Genomic DNA, 20802 nt, shown 5'->3' with positions numbered 1-20802 from the left:
TCCCTCACAGATTCGGCCTCTTCTGGCTACGCTGCCAGTAGGTCGAGCCCGACAACGCAGTTGTCAAGGAGGGGAGTTCAGCCCATGGAGCGGAAACACCGGCCACGTACCCCCAGGGAGAAGTACGGGGAGGAGTTGAGGATTCGGCGCGTAGCGGCCGGTCTGACGCAGGAGGAGTTGAGCGAGATCGTGGTGTGCTCGCCGACGTTGATCAGCCACTTCGAGGCGGGCCGGCGGCTTCCGAAACCGGACGACGCGCGGCGGATCGACCAGGCGTTGAAGACGGACGGCTTCTTCTTGCGGTGGTTGGAGGACTTGGAGTCGAAGTACGTCGACCACTTCGCGGCCGTGGCGGAGTTGGAGCAACAGGCCACGTTGATCCAGTACTTCGCGCTGACGCTGATCCCCGGCGTATTGCAGACCGACGAGTATGCAAGTGCCCTGTTCCGCTCCTACTGGCCGAACTACACGGCCGAGGAGCTTGACGAGTTCATCGTCACCCGAACGAAACGCCGCCGCATCCTCGACGGGCCGATGCGGCCCGTCGCCTGGACGCTGCTCGACGAGGCCGTCCTCCGGCGCTGCGTCGGCGGGCCGCAGGCCATGGCTGAGCAGTTGCGCAGGGTCGCGGACCTGGCCGAATCGGGGCGGCTGCGGCTGCACGTGCTTCCCTTCGATGTGGGGGCGCATGCGCTCCAGCAGAGTCTGCTCACGCTCATGAGCTTCGAGGACTCGGCCCCGGTGGCCTATGTCGAGGGCTTCGTGACGGGGAACTTGATGGATGATCCGGCATTGGTGAGTGCCAGTCAGACGGCCTACGCTCTGGCCCTGGGTGACGCGTTGTCGCAGCAGGAGTCCATTGCCCTCGTCAGGGCGGCAGCAGAGGAACACACGCATGGTCGGCAGTAAGGGATTTGTCTCCAACTCGTCCGCCCTCGCCGGGTGGTACAAGTCGAGCCACAGCGGAGGCGATCAAGGCGAATGCCTGGAGGTCGCCCGCGGCCACGCCAACATCCCCGTGCGTGACAGCAAGCGTCCCTCCGGTCCCGCGTTGATATTCCCCGTCGCGAGCTGGTCGGCGTTCGTGTCCGCCGTCAGGGGCGGGGAGTTCGGGGAGCCGGCCGCCTGAGGCGGTCCACCGCACACACCGCCACCGCGGCCGCCGCCAGCGCCGCGCCCAGGGTGCACACCCCGCCCCAGCCGGCGGCGACCCAGACCACCGACGTGAGGGCGGAGCCGGCCGCGCCGCCGGCGAAGTAGCTGGTCATGTAGGCGGAGTTGAGGCGGTTGCGGGCCTCGGGGCGGACGGCGTAGACGAGGTTCTGGTTGCTGACGTGGACGGCCTGGGCGGCGAGGTCCAGGACGATCACGCCGATCAGCAGGGCCGCCAGCGACCAGGTGCCGCCCGTGCCGCCGGCCGCCAACAGGCCCCAGGAGAGCAGGAGGAGGACCGTGCCGGCCCCCGTGACGCGGTGGGCCAGGCCGCGGTCCGCCAGCCGGCCGGCCATCGAGGCGGCGAGGGAGCCGGCCGCGCCGACCAGCCCCAGCAGCCCGATCGTCGACTCCCCCCAGCCGTACGCGGGGCCGGAGAGCAGGAAGGCCACCGCGGTCCACAGGACGCTGAAGCCGGCGAAGGTGAGGGCGCCGAGCGCGGCGCGCCAGCGCAGTACCGGTTCCTGGGAGAACAGGGCGAGGGTGGAGCGGAGCAGGGCGGGGTAGCTCAGGCCGACCGTGGTGCGCAGGGCCGGCAGGCGGAGCCGGAGCAGGAGCGCCATCAGCAGCATCAGGGCCGCGTTGACCCAGTAGACCGTGCGCCAGCCGCCGAGTTCGGCGAGCAGGCCGGCCGCGGTGCGGGCCAGCAGGATGCCCAGCAGCAGGCCGGTCATGACGGTGCCGACGGTCCGGCCGCGCTCGGCGGGCGCCGACAGGGTCGCCGCGAACGGCACGACGACCTGGGCGGCGACCGAGGCGAGGCCGGTCAGGGCGGTGCCGATCAGCAGCAGGGCCCCGTTCGGGGCGCTGGCCGTCACGGTCAGGAAGGCGGCGGTCAAGGCGCACAGGACGACCGCGAGCCGGCGGCGTTCCAGCAGGTCGCCGAGGGGGACGAGGAGCAGCAGGCCGAGGCCGTAGCCGGTCTGGGCGACGGTGACGACGAGGGCGGCGGTGCCGGCGGAGAGGTGGAGGTCGCGGCCTATGACGTCGAGGAGGGGCTGGGCGAAGTAGTTGCCGGCGACCGAGAGGCCGGTGGCGACGGACATCAACAGGAGGGTGCCGCGCCCCAGGCGGGAGGCGGGTGCTTCCGGGGCCGCGGGGCCCGGGTCGCCTCCGGGGTTCTCGCCCGGTCCGGTCTCTGCTCGCGCTGCTGCGGTTCTCATGGGGACAAGCGTCCGCCCGGAGCATTCATCGGTCCAACGCATTGTTTTCATTGCATCGATCGTGATGGGTGATGGATCGGGGACGGGGCGCGCTTACGATCGCGCGCATGGAGCTCCAGCAGATGCGGTACGTCGTCGCGGTCGCCGAGACCGGTGGGTTCACCCGGGCCGCGGAGCGCTGCCATGTGGTGCAGTCCGCGCTCAGCCATCAGATCGCCCGGCTGGAGAAGGAGTTGGGGGCGCGGCTCTTCGACCGGACCAGCCGGAGCGTGCGGCTGACCGCCGCGGGGGAGGCGTTCGTTCCGGTCGCCCGGCAGGCGCTCCAGGCGGCCGAGCGGGCGCGCGCGGAGGTGGCGGCGGTGAGCGGCGCGGTGCGCGGGCGGCTGGCGGTGGGGGCGATCTCGACCGTCAGCGCCGTCGATCTCGCCGGGGAACTGGGGGCGTTTCGCGCGAGGTACCCGGAGGTGCGGATCAGCCTCCGGATGGAGATGAGCGATCCGCTGCTGGACGAGGTGCGGGCGGGCACGTTGGACGTCGCGTTCGTGGGGCTGACGCCCGGGGCGCGGACGGTCGGCGTGCGGGAAAAGGTGCTGGCGCGCGGGGAGTTGGTCGCGGTGGTGCCGCCGGAGCATCCGCTGGCCGGGCGGGAGTGGACGACGTTGGCGCGGGTGGCCCGGGAGACGTTCGTGGACTGGACGGCGGGGTCGGCGGCCCGTCGCCAGCGGGACGAGGCGTTCCGGGCGGCGGGGCTGACGGCGGAGGTGCCCTTCGAGGTGACGACGGTGGAGTCCATGGCGGAGCTGGTGCGGGCCGGGCTCGGGATCGGGATGGTGCCGGAGGCGTTCGCCCGTCGGCTCGGCGGGCTGCGGACGGTCCGGGTGCGGCCGGCGCCGGAGCGGACCGAGCGGGTGGTGTGGAGCGGGCTGGGGATGTCGCCGGCCGCGGCGGCGTTCCTGGCGGGGCTGGGGGTGGAGACGGGGTAGGGGCCGGGCCCCTGCGCAGGGACCGCGGAGGGGGCACGTCACCGCGGAGGGGCGGGTAGGAAAGGGCGCGGACGCGTGGGGCGGGTGCGGCACCGGTTACGGTCGAGGTGTGCACCACAAGCCCGACGCCTGCCCGGAGAGCGGACCCGACGCCCGCACGGAGACCGGGTCCGAGAACCGCCCGGAGACCGCCCCCACCGCCGGCCCGGAGAGTGGCCCTCCGGCCACCGGAGCGCCCGCCCCCACCGACTGCCCCGTGACCGCCGCCGCCCTCGGCCCGACCCCGGCGCTCTTCTCCTGGCAGTTCGCCGCCGACCCGTACCCGGCGTACGCCTGGCTGCGCGAGCACGCGCCGGTGCACCGGACCCGGTTGCCCAGCGGCGTCGAGGCGTGGCTGGTCACCCGTTACCCGGACGCCCGGCAGGCGCTCGCCGACGCCCGGCTGTCGAAGAATCCGGTGCACCACTCCGAGTCCGCGCACGGAAAGGGCAAGACGGGCATTCCGGGCGAGCGCGGCGCCAACCTCATGACGCACCTGCTGAACATCGACCCCCCGGACCACACCCGGCTGCGCCGCCTGGTCTCCAAGGCGTTCACCCCGCGCCGGGTCGCCGCGTTCGCGCCGCGCATACAGGAGTTGACCGACCAGCTCATCGACGGCTTCGCACAGCGCGGCAGCGCCGACCTCATCCACGAGTTCGCCTTCCCGCTGCCGATCTACGCGATCTGCGACCTGCTCGGCGTCCCGCCCGAGGACCAGGACGACTTCCGGGACTGGGCGGGCATGATGATCCGGCACGGCGGGGGCCCGCGCGGCGGCGTCGCCCGTTCCGTGAAGAAGATGCGGGCGTATCTGGCCGAGTTGATCCACCGCAAGCGGGCCGACCTCGGCGACGACCTGATCTCCGGCCTGATCCGGGCCTCCGACCACGGCGAGCACCTCACCGAGAACGAGGCCGCCGCGATGTGCTTCGTCCTGCTCTTCGCCGGCTTCGAGACCACCGTCAACCTCATCGGCAACGGCACCTACGCGCTGCTTCGCCACCCGGCCCAGCGGGAGCTGCTCCAGAAGTCGATCGCGGCCGGCGACGCCGAGCTGCTCGCCATCGCCGTCGAGGAACTGCTGCGCTACGACGGGCCGGTGGAGCTGGCGACCTGGCGGTACGCGACCCGGGAGTTGACGCTGGGCGGGCAGCGGATCGCCGAGGGGGACCCGGTGTTGGTGGTGCTGGCCGCCGCCGACCGCGACCCGGCCCGCTTCGACGAGCCGGACGTGCTCGACCTCACGCGGCGTGACAATCCTCATCTCGGCTACGGGCACGGCATCCACTACTGCCTCGGCGCACCGCTCGCCCGCCTCGAAGGGCAGACCGCCCTCGCCACCCTCCTGACCCGCCTACCGGACCTCCGACTTGCGGCGGAACCGGACGATTTGCGGTGGCGCGGCGGGCTCATCATGCGCGGACTGCGCACCCTGCCGGTGGAGTTCACGCCGGAGGTCGCACCGGAGGGAGCGCCGGAACCGTCCCCACCAGGCACGGCCGCATAGTTGACGAACTGTCAGGCATGTGACCATTGCGTGATCTCCGCTACACCGGCTTGTGACTGCCCGTAACCCCGGCTACCTTTCGTCCGGCGATCGAGGTCGATCGCGGGCCGCCCTCCACGGCGCCCCCGCCGACCGCGATCCGACAACTCAACCGCCGCGCGAAAGGCAACCGCATGCGTTCCGGGAACGGCCGGCATCGTCGCCCCCGACAAGCACCGGCCATCTTTGTCACGGCAGGAGTGACCGGCGCGGGGCTGGCCCTGCCCCTGCTCAGCGCCGGTGGCGCACAGGCCGCCGACGCGGCGACCTGGGACCGCGTCGCGCAGTGCGAGAGCGGCGGAATGTGGAGCTCCGCCACCGGCAACGGTTTCTACGGCGGCCTCCAGCTCACCCAGGAGATGTGGGACCACTACGGCGGTTCCGCCTACGCCTCCCGCCCCGACCTCGCCAGCCGCGCCCAGCAGATAGCCGTGGCCCAGGCGATCCTCGACGACCGCGGCCCGGACGCCTTCCCGAGCTGCGCGGTGGACGCCGGGCTGACGAAGGGCGGCCGCAAGCCGGGCGTCGACCCGGGCAGCACCAGCCGCCCCACCCCGCGCCCCACGCACGACCCCTCGGCCGACGACCCGGCCACCGGCGACCCGTCCGGCACGTCGGGCGACGCGGACCGCGCGGGTCCGGGCGCCACGACGCCCGCCCCGTCCGGCAGCGACGCCGACCCCGGGGCGGACTCCGACTCCGGTACCCCGGGCGCCCCTTCGGCGAGCCAGGACCCGACGGACCCCACGGGCACCACGGGCCCCACAAGCCCGACGGACTCCGCGTCGCCGTCCGGATCGCCGTCGGGTTCCCCGTCGGCCACCCCGTCCCCCTCGTCGCCCGGGAAGCCGACCGGGGGCCCGACCGGGGAGCCGTCGGGGTCGCCGTCCGGGCCGCCCGCCACGTCGCCGTCCGGCACCCCCTCCACCGATCCCTCGGACGCGACCCCGTCTCCCTCCTCGCCCCCGTCCGACCCCGGTACGCCCCCCGCCGCCGGCAAGCACCGCGGTGCGCCCGGCGACGGCTCGGGCTCCGGAGACGAGCGGGACGGCGGCAGCGGCCGGCACGCCTCGCGCGGTGGGGCGGCGCACCGCACGCCCCCGGCGGGCGCCGACGACTACCGCGTACGCCCGGGTGACAACCTGTCAGCCATCGCCGAGCGCCATGACCTGCCGGGCGGCTGGCCCGCGCTCTACGACCGCAACCGCGGCGTCATCGGCTCCGATGCGGACCTCATCCTTCCTGGTCAACTGCTCGATCTCGGGCGGGCGCAGGGGTAGTTACCGCCGGTTCGGGGCGGTTTCGTAAAAGTGAGATATGGCTCTCGTTGCGGGGGATGGGGCGGGTCCCGCCCCCCGTTTCGATACCGGGGTCCACCTGCGGAAATGTCCGCCCTGATGATCAAAAACGGTCAACTTGGTTCAGAAGATGGGGTTTGAACACCAACAGGGTTTTGCTTACGGTCAGGACCGCTCGCCAAAGCGGGCCCTTCGATCGCACGCCGAATCCTGCCGGCGGTCGGAGGACGACGACGCGCAAGCGCCGAAGGCAGGAGCGGGGGACCCAAGGTAAGTGCCGGCCCCACCCGTGAAAGCGGGTCAACCGGCTTGGGGTGAAGTCGCGTGTGCAGCACACGCGGCCGGGCAGCTCACACGGCCCGAACCCGACAGCTCACCTCGTAGGCGTCGGTGAGGAAACGAACGCACGATGCTGATCAACAAGGGCAAGCACCGCCGCAGCTCCAAGGCCGTCCGCGTCGCCACCCTGGCCGGTGTCGCCGGCGCCGCCGTCGCCGTCCCGCTGATGGGCGCCACCTCCGCTTCCGCCGCCTCGGTCGCCACCTGGGACAAGGTCGCCCAGTGCGAGTCCGGTGGCAACTGGTCGATCAACACCGGTAACGGCTACTACGGTGGCCTGCAGTTCTCCAACTCCAGCTGGGCCGCCGCCGGTGGTACCCAGTACGCGGCCCGCGCCGACCTGGCCACCAAGGCCCAGCAGATCGCCGCCGCCGAGAAGCTGCTCGCCATCCAGGGCCCGGGTGCCTGGTCCTGCGCCGGCGCCGGCAACCTGACCGCCGGTGGCCCGGCCGCCAACGTCGACACCTCCGGTGGCGCCACGGTCAAGAAGAGCCAGGGCACCTCCGAGACTCGCAAGCAGACCGAGGGCACCACCAAGAAGAAGTCCGCCCCGGTCCGCGAGAAGGTCGAGAAGGCCCAGCCGGCCCCGCAGCAGTCGCACCGCTCCGGTGACACCTACACCGTGAAGTCGGGCGACACCCTCGCCAAGATCGCCAAGGCGCACGGCACCAACTGGAAGGCGCTCTACGCCGCCAACAAGTCCGTCGTCGGCGGCAACCCCAACCTGATCTTCCCGGGCCAGAAGCTCAGCATCTGAGCCGCCCGCGAAAGCTGCCCCGCCCCGGCGCGTACCCCCGAGCGCGCCGCGGCGGGGCTTCTTATGTCCAAGCGCCCCTGCGCCGTGCCGCACCGCGCCCGAGCCCCCCCGCTGACGTGCACCGTTTCCGAGGCCATCAGACGGCCCGGCGCGGCGTTACCCGCATAGCGAACAACGCCCGGAAACCTCCCATGAACTGGGAGTTTGGCCTGCTTGTTGGGTTTTTTCGTCCCACGGAGCGGGCCACGGGCAAGCGGACACGTCCGGGGCCGTTAGGCTCATGGCGAGAACTCCAGACACCCCCGAAGGAGACAACGTGCCGTCCATCGACGTCGTCGTAGCCCGCGAAATTCTCGACTCGCGAGGTAATCCCACGGTCGAGGTCGAGGTCGGCCTCGACGACGGCAGCACCGGCCGTGCCGCCGTCCCGTCCGGCGCCTCGACCGGCGCCTTCGAGGCCGTCGAGCTGCGGGACGGTGACCCCAACCGCTACCTCGGCAAGGGCGTCGAGAAGGCCGTCCTCGCGGTCATCGAGCAGATCGGCCCGGAGCTCGTCGGCTACGACGCGACCGAGCAGCGGCTGATCGACCAGGCGATGTTCGACCTGGACGCCACCGACAACAAGGGCTCGCTGGGCGCCAACGCCATCCTCGGCGTCTCCCTGGCCGTCGCGCACGCCGCCTCCGAGGCCAGCGACCTGCCGCTGTTCCGCTACCTCGGTGGCCCGAACGCGCACGTCCTGCCGGTGCCGATGATGAACATCCTCAACGGTGGCTCGCACGCCGACTCCAACGTGGACATCCAGGAGTTCATGATCGCGCCGATCGGCGCGGAGTCCTTCTCCGAGGCGCTGCGTTGGGGCGCCGAGGTCTACCACACCCTCAAGAAGGTCCTGAAGCGCAAGGGCCTGGCCACCGGTCTGGGCGACGAGGGCGGCTTCGCCCCGAACCTCGGCTCCAACCGCGAGGCCCTGGACCTCATCCTGGAGGCCATCAAGGAGGCCGGCTACGCCCCCGGCCAGGACATCGCGCTGGCCCTGGACGTCGCCGCCTCCGAGTTCTACAAGGACGGCAAGTACCAGTTCGAGGGCAAGGAGCGCTCGGCCGCTGAGATGACCGAGTACTACGAGGAGCTCGTCTCCGCGTACCCGCTCGTCTCCATCGAGGACCCGCTGTTCGAGGACGACTGGGCCGGCTGGAAGGTCATCACCGACAAGCTCGGCACCAAGGTCCAGCTCGTGGGTGACGACCTGTTCGTCACCAACCCCGAGCGCCTGGCCCGCGGCATCGAGGAGGGCTCCGCCAACGCCCTCCTGGTGAAGGTCAACCAGATCGGTTCGCTGACCGAGACCCTGGACGCCGTCGAGCTGGCCCAGCGCAACGGCTTCAAGTGCATGATGTCGCACCGCTCCGGCGAGACCGAGGACGTCACCATCGCCGACCTCGCCGTCGCCACCAACTGCGGCCAGATCAAGACCGGCGCCCCGGCCCGCTCCGAGCGCGTCGCCAAGTACAACCAGCTGCTGCGCATCGAGGAGATCCTCGACGACGCCGCGGTGTACGCGGGCCGCAGCGCCTTCCCGCGCTTCAAGGGCTGACGCCCGCGTCGACCCGGAGGCGCCGCCCCGCGCCTCCGGGCGCCGACCACACCACCGCCCCCGCGGTGCTCCGCACGATGTGACCTGCGGGCAAAGCCGGGGCGAAGCGCGCACGTCCCCGGCCCCGGTCCCGTACCGTGGCCGGGGACGACGCACGTCGTGACGACCGCCGTGACGCGTGTGATGGACGGAAGCTGAAGGGGAGGCGACGTGCCCGCGGACCGGTTCTCCACCGCGACCCGGCTCAAGGCGCTCGGCGAGCAGGCCGCCGCCCGCGTCTACCGCGCCAAGCGGCGACCCCGCCGCAACCGCCTCACCGGCCGCGCCGCGCTGCTGGCCCTGGTGATGTGCTCGCTGGTGGTCGCCCTCGCGTACCCGATGCGGCAGTACATCTCCCAGCGCTCCGACATCGCCGACCAGCGCCGCAAGGCCCAGAACGCGGCCGCCGCGCTGAACCGGCTGCGCGACGAGAAGGCCCGCTGGCAGGACCCGGCCTACGTCCGTCAACAGGCCCGCCGCCACCTGCACTTCGTCATGCCGGACGAGACCGGGTACATCGTCCAGGACGGCTCCGGCGCCCGTGCCGCGCCCAAGGGCGCCGAGGCGGCCGACCGCCCCTGGTACGACAAGCTCTGGAACGCCGTGGACGACGCCGACGCCACGGACCCCATCGACGCAGCCGTGGGGCGGTAGCCCGCACCGGCGGCGACCGGCGAGACTGTACGGGCGGGCCCGCCCCGGCCGCCCGCCACCCACCACCGGCCCTCACCGAAAGCGCACATGGACACGCCCCCGCCCCAGACCGAGCCCACCGAGCCCACCGCCGCGGACATCGCCGCCTTCAAGGACCAGCTCGGCCGCCCGCCGCGCGGCCTGCGCGCCATCGCGCACCGCTGCCCCTGCGGGCAGCCGGACGTCGTCGAGACCGCGCCGCGCCTGGAGGACGGCACCCCCTTCCCCACGCTCTACTACCTGACCTGCCCGCGCGCCGCGTCCGCGATCGGCACGTTGGAGGCGAACGGCGTGATGAAGGAGATGACCGAGCGGCTGGCCGAAGACCCGGAGTTGGCCGCCGCCTACCGCGCGGCGCACGAGGACTACATCCGGCGCCGGGACGCCATCGAGGTGCTCCAGGGCTTCCCGAGCGCGGGCGGGATGCCCGACCGGGTCAAGTGCCTGCACGTCCTCGTCGGCCACTCGCTCGCCGCCGGCCCCGGCGTCAACCCGCTCGGCGACGAGGCGCTGGCGATGCTCCCCGAGTGGTGGCGCAAGGGCCCCTGCGTAACCCCGTGCGCGCAGGGCGCAGAGGCCCCCGAAGCTCCCGAAGCCCCCGAAGGAGACGCCAAGTGACGCGGGTCGCCGCCATCGACTGCGGTACGAACTCCATCCGGCTGCTGGTCGCCGATCTGGACCCGACGACCGGTGAACTGAAGGACCTGGACCGCCGGATGCAGATCGTCCGGCTCGGCCAGGGAGTGGACCGCACCGGCCGGCTGGCGCCGGAGGCGCTGGAGCGCACCTTCGCGGCCTGCCGCGAGTACGCCGCGGTGATCAAGGGCCTGGGCGCCGAGCGGCTGCGGTTCGTGGCGACCTCCGCCTCCCGGGACGCGGAGAACCGCGAGGACTTCGTCCGCGGGGTCGTGGACATCCTGGGCGTCGAGCCGGAGGTGATCTCCGGCGACCAGGAGGCGGAGTTCTCCTTCACCGGCGCCACCAAGGAGCTGACCGGCCACCCGCACATCCAACTCCCGTACCTCGTCGTGGACATCGGCGGCGGCTCCACCGAGTTCGTGCTCGGCGGCGAGGCGGTCCGCGCGGCCCGCTCGGTCGACGTCGGCTGCGTCCGGATGACCGAGCGCCACCTCCACGCCGCGACGGGCGGTTCGGGCGCGCCGCTCAGCGACCCGCCCACCGCTGCCCAGATCGACGCCATAAGGGCCGACATCGCCGCGGCGCTGGACCAGGCAGAGGAGAGCGTCCCGCTGACCGAGGCCGCCACCCTGGTCGGGCTCGCCGGTTCGGTGACCACCGTCGCCGCCATCGCGCTGGGCCTTGCGGACTACGACTCCGCGGCGATCCACCACTCCCGGATCTCCCTGGCCACGGTCCGCGAGGTCACCGAGCGCCTGCTGGCCTCCACTCACGCCGAGCGTGCGGCGATCCCGGTGCTGCACCCCGGCCGGGTCGACGTCATCGCCGCCGGTGCGCTCGTGCTGCTGTCGATCATGGAGCGGGTCGGCGCCGAGGAGGTCGTGGTCAGCGAACACGACATTTTGGACGGAATCGCCTGGAGCATCGCCTGACGGTGCCCGGGTGCACCGCCGGCGAACGGTGCGACAACCCCCGCCCGCGACGGGGTTTTTGAGCGGGCGGGGGGTCGTCCGAGCGGTTTTCAGGGGCGCATAAGGCCCTCCGGGCGGGCCCCCGGAAAAAAGGTTCGTGAAATCCTTCACATGAAAAACCCGCCTCCCGGGCGAACTAACCCGCCGTTCGTCCCTCATTCGAAGGTCTTAGGACTCATCTGCCCGGGAACCTCGGGGTCTTCGCAGGGTGTCCGCCGTGTTACGGGAGCGTGCGCGAGGGGCGCGGTACGGCCGCTCAGAGGGGGACAAGCCCTGATCAACGGGGGTATCCAACGTGTCGCGTTATACCGTGGTTCCCGTAACGCGCTATGGCGTCGGTCACGAAGCCGGCGGAGTGTAGCAGATGCCTCCGTCATTCTTGTGAAGGGGCTCACGAGCGACCCCCCATGTGGGGGTGGATACTCGATTGCATGAGCACCACGGAGCGTCCCAGGATCCTCGTTGTAGGCGGTGGGTACGTAGGCCTGTACGCGGCACGCCGCATCCTGAAGAAGATGCGGTACGGCGAGGCGACCGTCACGGTCGTCGACCCGCGCTCGTACATGACGTACCAGCCCTTCCTCCCTGAAGCTGCGGCCGGCAGCATCTCCCCCCGCCACGTTGTGGTCCCGCTGCGGCGCGTGCTGCCCAAGGCGGAGGTCCTCACTGGTCGGGTGACCACCATCGACCAGGACCGCAAGGTCGCCACCATCGCCCCGCTCGTGGGCGATGCGTACGAGCTGCCCTTCGACTACCTGGTCGTGGCGATGGGAGCGGTCTCCCGCACCTTCCCGATCCCCGGCCTGGCCGAGAACGGCATCGGCATGAAGGGCGTGGAGGAGGCCATCGGCCTGCGCAACCACGTGCTGGAGCAGCTGGACAAGGCCGACTCCACGACCGACGAGGAGGTCCGCCGCAAGGCGCTGACCTTCGTCTTCGTCGGCGGTGGCTTCGCCGGTGCGGAGACCGTCGGCGAGGTCGAGGACATGGCCCGCGACGCCGCGAAGTACTACAAGAACGTCAAGCGCGAGGACATGCGCTTCCTCCTCGTCGACGTCGCCGACAAGATCCTCCCCGAGGTCGGCCCGAAGCTGGGCGCCTACGGCAAGGAGCACCTGGAGTCGCGCGGGGTCGAGGTCTACCTCAAGACCGGCATGGACTCCTGCGTCGACGGCCACGTGATCCTCAACAACGGCCTTGAGGTGCTCTCCAACACCATCGTGTGGACCGCCGGCGTCAAGCCGAACCCGGCGCTGTCCCGCTTCGGTCTGCCGCTGGGCCCGCGCGGTCACATCGACACCGCCGCCACCCTCCAGGTGCAGGGCACCGACTACATCTGGGCCGCGGGCGACAACGCCCAGGTCCCGGACCTGGTCGGCCGCAAGAACGGCAACGAGAACGCCTGGTGCCCGCCGAACGCGCAGCACGCGCTGCGGCAGGCCAAGGTCCTCGGCGACAACGTGGTCTCCGGCATGCGGGGCTTCCCGCAGAAGGAGTACAGCCACGCCAACAAGGGCGCGGTCGCGGGCCTGGGCCTGCACAAGGGCGTCGCGATGATCGTCATGGGCAAGATGAAGATCAAGCTCAAGGGCCGTCTCGCCTGGTACATGCACCGCGCGTACCACGGCATGGCGATGCCGACGTTCAACCGCAAGATCCGGGTCTTCGCCGACTGGACGCTGGCGACCTTCCTCAAGCGCGAGGTGGTCTCGCTCGGCGCCATGGAGAACCCCCGCGAGGAGTTCTACGAGGCCGCCAAGCCGGCCCCCGCCCCGGCCGCCGCGGCCGGTGGGGACAAGCCGAAGGCCAAGGCTTCCTGAATCCCCGGTCGGGTACCCCGACCAGCCCGAAGGGCGTCCGCCATCCGTGGGGCGGGCGCCCTTCGGCGTGCCCGGGGTGTGGCCGAATCCGGCCGGCGTGCTGTTCTCTAGCAGGCGAACGGGACTAGTGGGGCACCCACTTGACGTTTACGTGGTGGGTGAAACTTCTTCGCCCGACTCGTCATGACGGAGGTGTGCGACATGGCCGGTGCCGCTGGACGGCTCACGAAGCTCGCCGAGGAGGTGCTGGGAGCCCCGCTCCCGGTGCGGATTCGCGCCTGGGACGCAAGCGAGTCCGGTCCGCCGGGAGCCCCCGTGCTGGTCGTCCGCAACCGCCGGGCGCTGCGCCGACTGCTGTTCAAACCAGGGGAGTTGGGCCTGGCGCGGGCCTGGGTGGCCGGCGACATCGACGTCGACGGTGACCTCTACGAGGCGCTGGACCGGCTCGCCGGGATGATCTGGGAGCGCGGCGGCGCCGCCACCAAGCAGCCGCGCGCCGCCGCGCTGCGCGCCCTGGCCCGCCCCGAGGTTCGCGCCGCCGGCAAGGAACTGCTGTCCCTGGCCGGGCTCCCCGTCCCGCCCGCGCCGCCCGTCGAGGAGGCCCGCCCGCGCCGCGGGGCGCTGCACTCGCTGCTCCGCGACCGCCAGGCCATCAGCCACCACTACGACGTCGGCAACGACTTCTACGAGCTGGTGCTCGGGCCGTCGATGGTCTACTCGTGCGCCTACTGGGGAGCCGCCGAGGGCGCCGCCGGCACGTTGGAGGACGCCCAGCGCGACAAGCTGGACCTGATCTGCCGCAAGCTGGGCCTGCGCGAGGGGCAGCGGCTGCTGGACGTGGGCTGCGGCTGGGGCTCGATGGTGCTGCACGCGGCCCGCGAGTACGGTGTGCGCGCGGTCGGCATCACGCTCTCCGAGGAGCAGGCCGCCTACGCCCGTAAGCGGGTCGCGGACGCCGGTCTCACCGACCGGATCGAGATCCGGGTGCAGGACTACCGCGAGGTCGCCGACGGGCCGTTCGACGCGATCTCCTCGATCGGGATGGCCGAGCACGTCGGCCGGGCCCGGTACGCGGAGTACGCGGGGCTGCTGCACGCCCTGCTGAAGCCCGGCGGGCGGCTGCTCAACCACCAGATCGCCCGGCGGCCGCTGGCGGACGAAGAGGCGTACCAGGTCGATGAGTTCATCGATCGCTATGTCTTCCCCGACGGGGAGTTGGCCCCGATCGGGCGGACCGTCGGTCAGCTGGAGGAGGCCGGCTTCGAGGTGCGGGACGTGGAGGCGATCCGGGAGCACTACGCGCTGACGCTGCGTGCGTGGGTGGCCAATCTGGAGGCCCACTGGGCACAGGCGGTGCGCCTGACCTCCCCGGGCCGGGCCCGGGTCTGGCGGCTCTACATGGCCGCCTCGGCGCTGTCGTTCGAGCGCAACCGGATAGGAGTCAACCAGGTGTTGGCCATCCGCACGCCGGACTCCGGCGCCTCCGGGATGCCGCTGCGGGCCCGCGACTGGCGGGACTGAACCGGCGTCCGCCCCGCGGCCGTTGAGGGTCCGGCGGGGCCGCGCACGACCGAGGGCCCCGGTCTCCCGCGCTGCTGCGGGGGACCGGGGCCCTCGGTCCGATCGGGGGCCGCTGCGGGCCCCCGTGCCGGCTACTCGGCCTTGATGGCCTGGAGCATGTTGAGCTTCGCCGCCCGGCGCGCCGGCCACAGCGCGGCCAGGACGCCGACCAGCGCGGCCACCGCGAGGAAGACGGCCATCCGGCCCCAGGGCATGACCAGTTCGTAGGTCGGCAGCGCGCCGCCGATCAACTCGCCGGCCGCCCAGCCGAAGAACACGCCCAGGCCGATGCCCAGCACCCCGCCGAAGAGCGAGATCACCAGCGACTCCAGCCGCACCATCCGCTTGATGCCGCGGCGGTCCAGGCCGATGGCGCGCAGCATGCCGATCTCCTGGGAGCGCTCGAAGACCGACATCGCCAGGGTGTTGACGACGCCGAGCACCGCGACGATCACCGCCATGGCCAGCAGGCCGTAGACCATGTTCAGCAGCAGGGTGAAGGTCTGGGCGATGGCGCCGGAGACGTCCTTCTTGTCCGCGACGGTGATCGCCGGGTTCTTGCCGAGCGCCTTGACCAGGGAGTCCTTGGCCTCGGGGGTGGCGCCGTGCGCGGTCTTGACCAGCACCTGCATGTCGGTGGTGTGCTTCTGGTGCCGGGCGAGGGTGTCGTTGTCCAGGAGGATGCCGCTGAGGATCTGGTTGCCCTCGTAGACGCCGCCGATGGTCAGGTTGCCCTTCGAGCCGTCCTCGAAGGTCACCGCGACGCGGGAGCCGGGGTGCCAGCCCTTCCGCTTGGCGAGGGTGTCGTCGACCAGGGCCCGCTCGCCGTGCAGCGCCCCGAGCGCGCCCTCGGTGAAGTCGAGGCGGGTGAGCTGGTCGAACTCCTTGCCGTTGACGCCGGTGAGGTACTCGGTGTCGGTGCCGATCCGGGCCGGGGCGTTGCGCAGCGGGCTGGAGGCGGTGACCCCGTCGGCATGCGCCAGCTTCTTCGCCACGTCGGGGGAGAGCGGCGAGTGGGTCGCCATGGAGACCACGTAGTCGGCCTTCAGGGCGGAGGTGGCCATCTTGTCGATGCCCTGCTGGACGCTGCCGGCGATCACCGTCAGGCCGGTGATCAGGGTCAGCCCGATCATCAGCGCGGAGGCGGTGGCGGCCGTGCGGCGCGGGTTGCGGACCGCGTTCTGCCGGGCCAGGACGCCGGATATGCCGAAGAGGCGCAGCACCGGCGCGGCCAGCGCGATCAGCGGGCGGGACAGCAGCGGCGTCAGCACGAACACGCCGATCAGCAGCAGCGCGGCGCCCGCGGCCATGGTGGCCTTGCCGTCGGACATCCCGGTGGCGACCAGCACCGCGGCGGTGCCGGCGCCGGCGAAGAGCGCACCGATGGTGTTGCGGATCACCAGCGACTTGGTGGTGGCGGTGGCGTGCACGCTGTTCATCGCGGCGACCGGCGGGATCTTCGCGGCCCGGCGGCCGGGCAGCCCGGCGGCCAGCACCGTGACGACGATGCCGACGGCCAGGGCGGTCAGGACCGTGCTGGGCGAGACCACCAGCGGGCCCTCGGGCACCGTGGCGCCGGTGAGGCTCATCAGGGAGCGCAGCGCGGCGCCGATGCCGATGCCGGCCAGCAGACCGGTGACCGCGGCCACCGCGCCCACCACGAACGCCTCGGTCAGCACCGAGCGGGTGATCTGGCGGCGGCTGGCGCCGACCGCGCGCATCAGCGCCAGCTCCTTGGTGCGCTGGGCGACCAGCATGGTGAAGGTGTTGGCGATGATGAAGATGCCGACGAAGAGCGCGACGCCGGCGAAGCCGAGCAGGGCGGTCTTCATCCCGTCCATGCTCTGGGCGATCATCTTGGCCTGGTCGTCGGCGAGTTGACGGCCGGTGTTGGCCTCGGTGCCCTGCGGCAGCACCTTCTCCACCGCGTCCTTCAGCGCCGTCTGGGAGGTGCCGGGGGCGGCCTTGAGGTCGATCTCGTCGAAGTGGCCGGGGGTCGCGAACAGCTTCTGGGCGGTGGCGGTGTCGAACAGCGCGAGGCTGCCGCCGGCGCCGACCCGGGCGTCGTCGGTGGTGAAGATGCCGGACAGCTTCTGCTCGCGGACCGGGCCGTCGACGGATATCCGGACGGTGTCGCCGACCCGGTACCCGCCGCGGTCGGCGGTGTGGGCGTCCAGCGCGAACTCCTGCGGGCCCTTGGGGGCGGTGCCGGTGCGCATCGGGTAGCGCGCGTCGGTGCCGTCGGTGCCGGGGGAGTAGTTGCTGCCGGTGGTCGAGAAGCCGTCGCCGATCAGCGTGCCGTGCTTGTCGGCGATGGCGGTGAAGCCGGAGACGGTGCCGGTGGCGGTGGCGACGCCGGGCAGGCCGGCGGCCGCCTCCAACAGCTTCTGGTCGAGCGCGGGGCGAGCCCCGGGGGCCTCGCCGGCGGGGTCGGAGGCGCCGCGCTGGATGGCGACGTCGACGTTGTCGAAGCCCTTGCGGGCGGAGCCCTGGAGGGCGTTGGAAAGTGTGGAGGTGAAGACCAGGGTGCCGGAGACGAAGGCGACGCCGAGCATGACGGCGAGCACGGTCATCAGCAGCCGGGCCTTGTGCGCGAGCACATTGCGCAAGGCGGTACGGAACATGGTGGGTCAGTCCTGGAGGAGTGGTCCGGGGAGTCCGGGGTGGGGGAGGTGGCTGCTGGTGATCAGCTGATGCGGCCCTTGGCGTCGGAGCCGGGGGTCTGGGGGCGTCCCCCGGAAAAACGCAGCATGCGCTCCAGCACCATGTCGGCGCTCGGGTTGGGCATGTCGTCGACGATCCGGCCGTCGGCGAGGAATATCACGCGGTCCGCGTAGGACGCCGCGACGGCGTCGTGGGTCACCATCACCACGGTCTGACCCAGCTCGCGCACGGAGTTGCGCAGGAAGCCGAGGACCTCGGCGCCGGAGCGGGAGTCGAGGTTTCCGGTGGGCTCGTCGGCGAAGATGATCTCGGGCCGGGAGGCCAGGGCGCGGGCCACCGCCACGCGCTGCTGCTGGCCGCCGGAGAGCTGGCTCGGGCGGTGCTTGAGCCGCTCGGAGAGGCCGACGGTCTCCACGACCCGCTCCAGCCAGGCGCGGTCCGGCTTACGGCCGGCGATGTCCATGGGGAGGGTGATGTTCTCCAGGGCGGTGAGCGTCGGGAGGAGGTTGAACGCCTGGAAGATGAAGCCGATCTTGTCGCGCCGGAGTTGGGTGAGCTTCCTGTCCTTCAGCCCGGTCAGCTCGACGTCGCCGATCCGCGCGGAGCCGCCGGAGATCGCGTCCAGACCGGCCATGCAGTGCATCAGCGTGGACTTGCCGGACCCGGAGGGGCCCATGATCGCGGTGAACTGGGCCTGTCGGAAGTCGACGGAGACCGCGTCCAGGGCGACCACCTGGGTCTCGCCGTGTCCGTAGACCTTGGTGAGGTCCGTGGCGCGGGCGGCCACCGCGGTGCTGCGGTCGGCGAGGGAGACGCCGGAGTGGGTGGTGGTCACGGGAAGGGGCTCCTGTCGAACGAGGGTGGGCCGCCGCGCGCCGGCACAACGGCCGGGGCGACGGTGGAACATCGGCTTCCATCGTCCGGCAGCCCACCCGCCCGGAACGTCAACCCGTGTGACCGTCCTCGAACCACTCCCAGGGATTAGCGCACCCCGCCCCCTCATCCCTGGGTATGAGGCTCCCCCCTGAGACCGTCGGCGCCTTCCGGGGCGCCGCAGGGGCCCCGGCGCGGGTGCCTGGCGGGAGCGGAGGGGGCCGCCGCACAGGCATCGAGTTTCCGTCAATTCGGGGTCGAATTTCGTCCTCGCGGCCATCGGCGAACATGGGCTTCAGGCATGTGCCGGGGGCCCTGGCCGGCACTGATGCCCCCTCAGTTGCCAATAAAATAAGACAACCTCGGGTTGAGCGGCCGATCCGCTTCGGGCCCCTCGGGCTACGCTCGTTCTGCCTCCAACTGAGGCGGCATGGGGGATCCCTGCCCGGATGGTGGAATGCAGACACGGCGAGCTTAAACCTCGCTGGCCTTCGGGCCGTGCCGGTTCAAGTCCGGCTCCGGGCACTGCCTACGACGGCCCTTCTTACCTGCGAAGACAGGGGGCGGGGGCGACCCGGCGACGGGGATGTGGGAAAAAGTCGGGAACGCGGTGGGAAACCTCCGCCTTACGACCGGCCCGCGGGACGCGGGTGCCGGTGCGAAGCCGCCCGCGCGCTTGTGGACTTCGCAGCCGAAGGCGCCTTCCAAACGGCCTTGGGGTCGTTTCTGCCGGAGAACCCCGCCGGCGTTTTCTCCGATAGAAACGATCCGTCAGCGGGTGAAGTCGCAACGACGCGTGCAACTCACCGCCGGAAGTGGCCGCGCCCGCACGGTACTTCACCCCCGGCGCCCCCCTTCGGCCGGCTACGGGCACATCCTCCCCGCTTTCGACGAGGGCGCCACGGGCCGCAGCGGGCCCGGGCCGGCCGCATGGGAGGCGGACGCCCGGTAGGCCCGGGCCAGCCTCAGCAGGAACTGCTTCTCGCCGGCCAGGCCGCCGAGGTCGAACTCGCGCAGCCGCTGTCCGCGGTGGCCCGGGGGTCGGCCGGCGAGCTTGGCCAGCCGGGCGTCCCGCAGGGCGCAGGCCAGTACGGCGATGTCGGAGTCGCGGTGCGAGGCGCCGGGCGTGGGTGTCGGCGGGGAGCCGTCGGCCGGCTGGATGTAGTCGCGCAGGACGAGGATGGCGTCGCGGGTCTCGATGACCTTGCGGTAGGCGAGCAGGCGCCAGCAGACCTGGGGCCACAGGACCTCCAGGGTCCGGGGGCGCGGCTCCATGAAGACGACCCGGGGCACGGCCTCCACCAGATCGCGCCAGAGCGGCCACAGGCGCCAGATGGTGGCGACCTCCACGAGGTTGCGCTGGGCGGTGAGCAGCGCGGGCGCCAGCAGGGCGGCCCCGCGGAAGAACCCGTGCAGGGCCATCAGGATCGGGAGGAAGGGCAGCAACTGCGGGTCCCGGAACAGCAGATGGTGCAGTTGGCCGAGCCAGTACGTGCCGGCGAGCGCGGTGCCGATGCTGAAGGCGTACAGGCTCACCTTGAGCGAGCGGTTGTCGGCGCGCTTGCCGTACCGCCAGCACAGCCAGGCACAGGACACGTCGGCGGTGAGGTGCATCGCGATCATGACCAGCCAGTAGGCCAGGGAGGGGGTTGCCGGGCCGTCGTCGGGAATCCGGTGCGCGTGGTGCGGCGACGCCGTCAGGTCGAGCAGGACCATGGCCGCCACCGGTGAGGCCACGATCAGCGAGAGCCCCACCCGCAGCCGGCGGCTGCCGATGGCGGCCAGGACGAAGTAGAGCACCGCGACCGCGGAGAGCACCCCGCTCATGTTCCGGGCCAGGGCGAGCGCATGGGCCGCACCGGTGGCCCGGAGGGCGAGCCCGGTCACCGGAGGGAGCGTCAGCGTCATGGCCGCCGCCGCCGAGGCCACCGCCAGCCACAGCCCGCGCCGCTCGGCGCAGCGCAGTGCGGCCCGCGCGCGCAGCAGCAGCGTCAGCCACAGGAAGAACACCGCGGCGTACGGGAGCTCGGCGTTGAGGGCGATCAGCTCAGCTGTCATGGCCGGCCGGGGTTCCGATCGCGGCTTCCAGCCGGCCCAACACGCCCTCCGGCTCACCGGTGTTGAGCCTGGCCACCCGGATGCGCATCAGGCTGGCGAACATCTCCGCCTCGCGTTCCTGGCGGCTGGTGTAGCTGGTGCGGCCGAGGAGGCGTTGGACGAGCCGGGGGCTCAGATCGGGCAGGACCCGCCGGGTGTCCACCCCGTCGGGCGCCGCGCAGTGGTGGTCGAAGAGCATGTGGCCGATCTCGTGGAGCACGATGTGCTCCCGGTGCACCCGGCTCGTGCGCTGCTCGAAGAAGATGTGGTCGTCGGTGTCGGTGGCGAGCCACAGGCCGCAGATGTCCTGCGCCGCCTGGAGGGGGAGGGGGTGGAGGTGGAGCGGCCGCTTCCGCCGCTCGGCCAGCTGAGTGCAGAACGTCTCAAGGGAAAAGGGACGCGGCAGGGGCAGCTCATGCAGTGCGCTGTCCAGTACGGCCTGGCAACGCCTTTGTAAGTGGGCATACTTGGACGACATGATTCTCCCGTTGGCCCTGCGGTGGGGGAAG

Annotated in this window: 17 protein-coding genes, 1 tRNA gene and 1 riboswitch; of the genes, 13 read left to right on the top strand and 5 right to left on the bottom strand. The window is 71.8% G+C overall.

The genetic code is table 11. The features are described 5' to 3' along the window. The first annotated feature begins 84 nt into the window (after positions 1-84). A complete protein-coding gene (locus tag ACFVFQ_RS11365; RefSeq protein ID WP_383412567.1) occupies positions 85-909 on the top strand; it encodes a Scr1 family TA system antitoxin-like transcriptional regulator in 825 nt (274 codons plus the stop codon). Next, positions 896-1129 carry a DUF397 domain-containing protein gene (locus tag ACFVFQ_RS11360; RefSeq protein WP_383412564.1) on the top strand — a complete coding sequence of 78 codons (234 nt, stop codon included), beginning with the start codon at positions 896-898 and terminating at the stop codon, positions 1127-1129. Before ACFVFQ_RS11365 ends, ACFVFQ_RS11360 begins: the two co-directional genes overlap by 14 nt. Here the strand turns inward: ACFVFQ_RS11360 and ACFVFQ_RS11355 are convergent. Next, positions 1095-2375: an MFS transporter gene (locus ACFVFQ_RS11355; RefSeq protein WP_383412560.1), complete on the bottom strand. Its 1281-nt coding sequence runs from the start codon at positions 2373-2375 to the stop codon at positions 1095-1097. The genes ACFVFQ_RS11360 and ACFVFQ_RS11355 overlap by 35 nt on opposite strands. A 107-nt stretch (positions 2376-2482) precedes the next feature. Here ACFVFQ_RS11355 and ACFVFQ_RS11350 point away from each other — a divergent pair, with 107 nt between their 5' ends. The 10 genes from ACFVFQ_RS11350 (at position 2483) to ACFVFQ_RS11305 (ending at position 14620) form a co-directional block, all read left to right on the top strand. Further along, positions 2483-3358, top strand: coding sequence for a LysR family transcriptional regulator (locus ACFVFQ_RS11350; protein ID WP_383412557.1), 876 nt, complete (start codon positions 2483-2485; stop codon positions 3356-3358). A 256-nt stretch (positions 3359-3614) separates the two neighbouring features. Beyond that, a complete protein-coding gene (locus ACFVFQ_RS11345) occupies positions 3615-4907 on the top strand; it encodes a cytochrome P450 (protein ID WP_383413099.1) in 1293 nt (430 codons plus the stop codon). Positions 4908-5146: 239 nt separating this feature from the next. Beyond that, a complete protein-coding gene (locus ACFVFQ_RS11340) occupies positions 5147-6226 on the top strand; it encodes a transglycosylase family protein (protein ID WP_383412554.1) in 1080 nt (359 codons plus the stop codon). Positions 6227-6476: 250 nt separating this feature from the next. Continuing rightward, a riboswitch (cyclic di-AMP (ydaO/yuaA leader) is annotated at positions 6477-6646 on the top strand. Between the two features lie 7 nt (positions 6647-6653). After that, positions 6654-7340: a transglycosylase family protein gene (locus tag ACFVFQ_RS11335; RefSeq protein ID WP_383412551.1), complete on the top strand. Its 687-nt coding sequence runs from the start codon at positions 6654-6656 to the stop codon at positions 7338-7340. A gap of 316 nt (positions 7341-7656) precedes the next feature. Next, positions 7657-8937 carry a phosphopyruvate hydratase gene (eno, locus tag ACFVFQ_RS11330; protein WP_383412548.1) on the top strand — a complete coding sequence of 427 codons (1281 nt, stop codon included), beginning with the start codon at positions 7657-7659 and terminating at the stop codon, positions 8935-8937. A 210-nt stretch (positions 8938-9147) separates the two neighbouring features. Then, positions 9148-9630, top strand: a complete 483-nt coding sequence (locus ACFVFQ_RS11325; protein WP_383412545.1) for a septum formation initiator family protein — start codon at positions 9148-9150, stop codon at positions 9628-9630. A gap of 87 nt (positions 9631-9717) precedes the next feature. Beyond that, positions 9718-10287 (top strand): DUF501 domain-containing protein, encoded by a 570-nt coding sequence (locus ACFVFQ_RS11320; protein ID WP_383412542.1) that lies wholly within the window; start codon positions 9718-9720, stop codon positions 10285-10287. Continuing rightward, positions 10284-11240, top strand: coding sequence for an exopolyphosphatase (locus ACFVFQ_RS11315; RefSeq protein ID WP_383412539.1), 957 nt, complete (start codon positions 10284-10286; stop codon positions 11238-11240). Before ACFVFQ_RS11320 ends, ACFVFQ_RS11315 begins: the two co-directional genes overlap by 4 nt. Before the next feature lie 470 nt (positions 11241-11710). Then, the gene (locus tag ACFVFQ_RS11310) at positions 11711-13099 is read left to right on the top strand and encodes an NAD(P)/FAD-dependent oxidoreductase (protein WP_383412536.1); all 1389 of its coding nucleotides are present in this window, start codon (positions 11711-11713) and stop codon (positions 13097-13099) included. A gap of 201 nt (positions 13100-13300) precedes the next feature. Next, positions 13301-14620: a class I SAM-dependent methyltransferase gene (locus tag ACFVFQ_RS11305; RefSeq protein ID WP_383412532.1), complete on the top strand. Its 1320-nt coding sequence runs from the start codon at positions 13301-13303 to the stop codon at positions 14618-14620. Between the two features lie 131 nt (positions 14621-14751). Here ACFVFQ_RS11305 and ACFVFQ_RS11300 read toward each other — a convergent pair whose 3' ends face one another. Next, complete coding sequence (locus tag ACFVFQ_RS11300) at positions 14752-17283, bottom strand: ABC transporter permease (RefSeq protein ID WP_383412529.1); 2532 nt, start codon at positions 17281-17283, stop codon at positions 14752-14754. A gap of 62 nt (positions 17284-17345) precedes the next feature. Then, positions 17346-18158 (bottom strand): ATP-binding cassette domain-containing protein, encoded by an 813-nt coding sequence (locus tag ACFVFQ_RS11295; protein WP_383412527.1) that lies wholly within the window; start codon positions 18156-18158, stop codon positions 17346-17348. 481 nt (positions 18159-18639) lie between these two features. On the opposite strand from ACFVFQ_RS11295, the gene ACFVFQ_RS11290 reads away from it, so the two are divergent. Continuing rightward, a tRNA-Leu gene (locus ACFVFQ_RS11290) sits at positions 18640-18721 on the top strand. Positions 18722-19060: 339 nt separating this feature from the next. Here the strand turns inward: ACFVFQ_RS11290 and ACFVFQ_RS11285 are convergent. Then, complete coding sequence (locus ACFVFQ_RS11285) at positions 19061-20254, bottom strand: MAB_1171c family putative transporter (RefSeq protein WP_383412524.1); 1194 nt, start codon at positions 20252-20254, stop codon at positions 19061-19063. After that, positions 20244-20771: a hypothetical protein gene (locus ACFVFQ_RS11280; protein ID WP_383412518.1), complete on the bottom strand. Its 528-nt coding sequence runs from the start codon at positions 20769-20771 to the stop codon at positions 20244-20246. The genes ACFVFQ_RS11285 and ACFVFQ_RS11280 overlap by 11 nt, the downstream gene beginning before the upstream one ends. Positions 20772-20802 lie beyond the last annotated feature (31 nt).

The sequence above is a fragment of the Streptomyces sp. NPDC057743 genome, assembly GCF_042798755.1.
In the GTDB taxonomy this organism is placed as follows: domain Bacteria; phylum Actinomycetota; class Actinomycetes; order Streptomycetales; family Streptomycetaceae; genus Streptomyces.
Note: the sequence above shows the minus strand (reverse complement) of the source record. Positions and strands in the feature narration are given on the sequence as shown.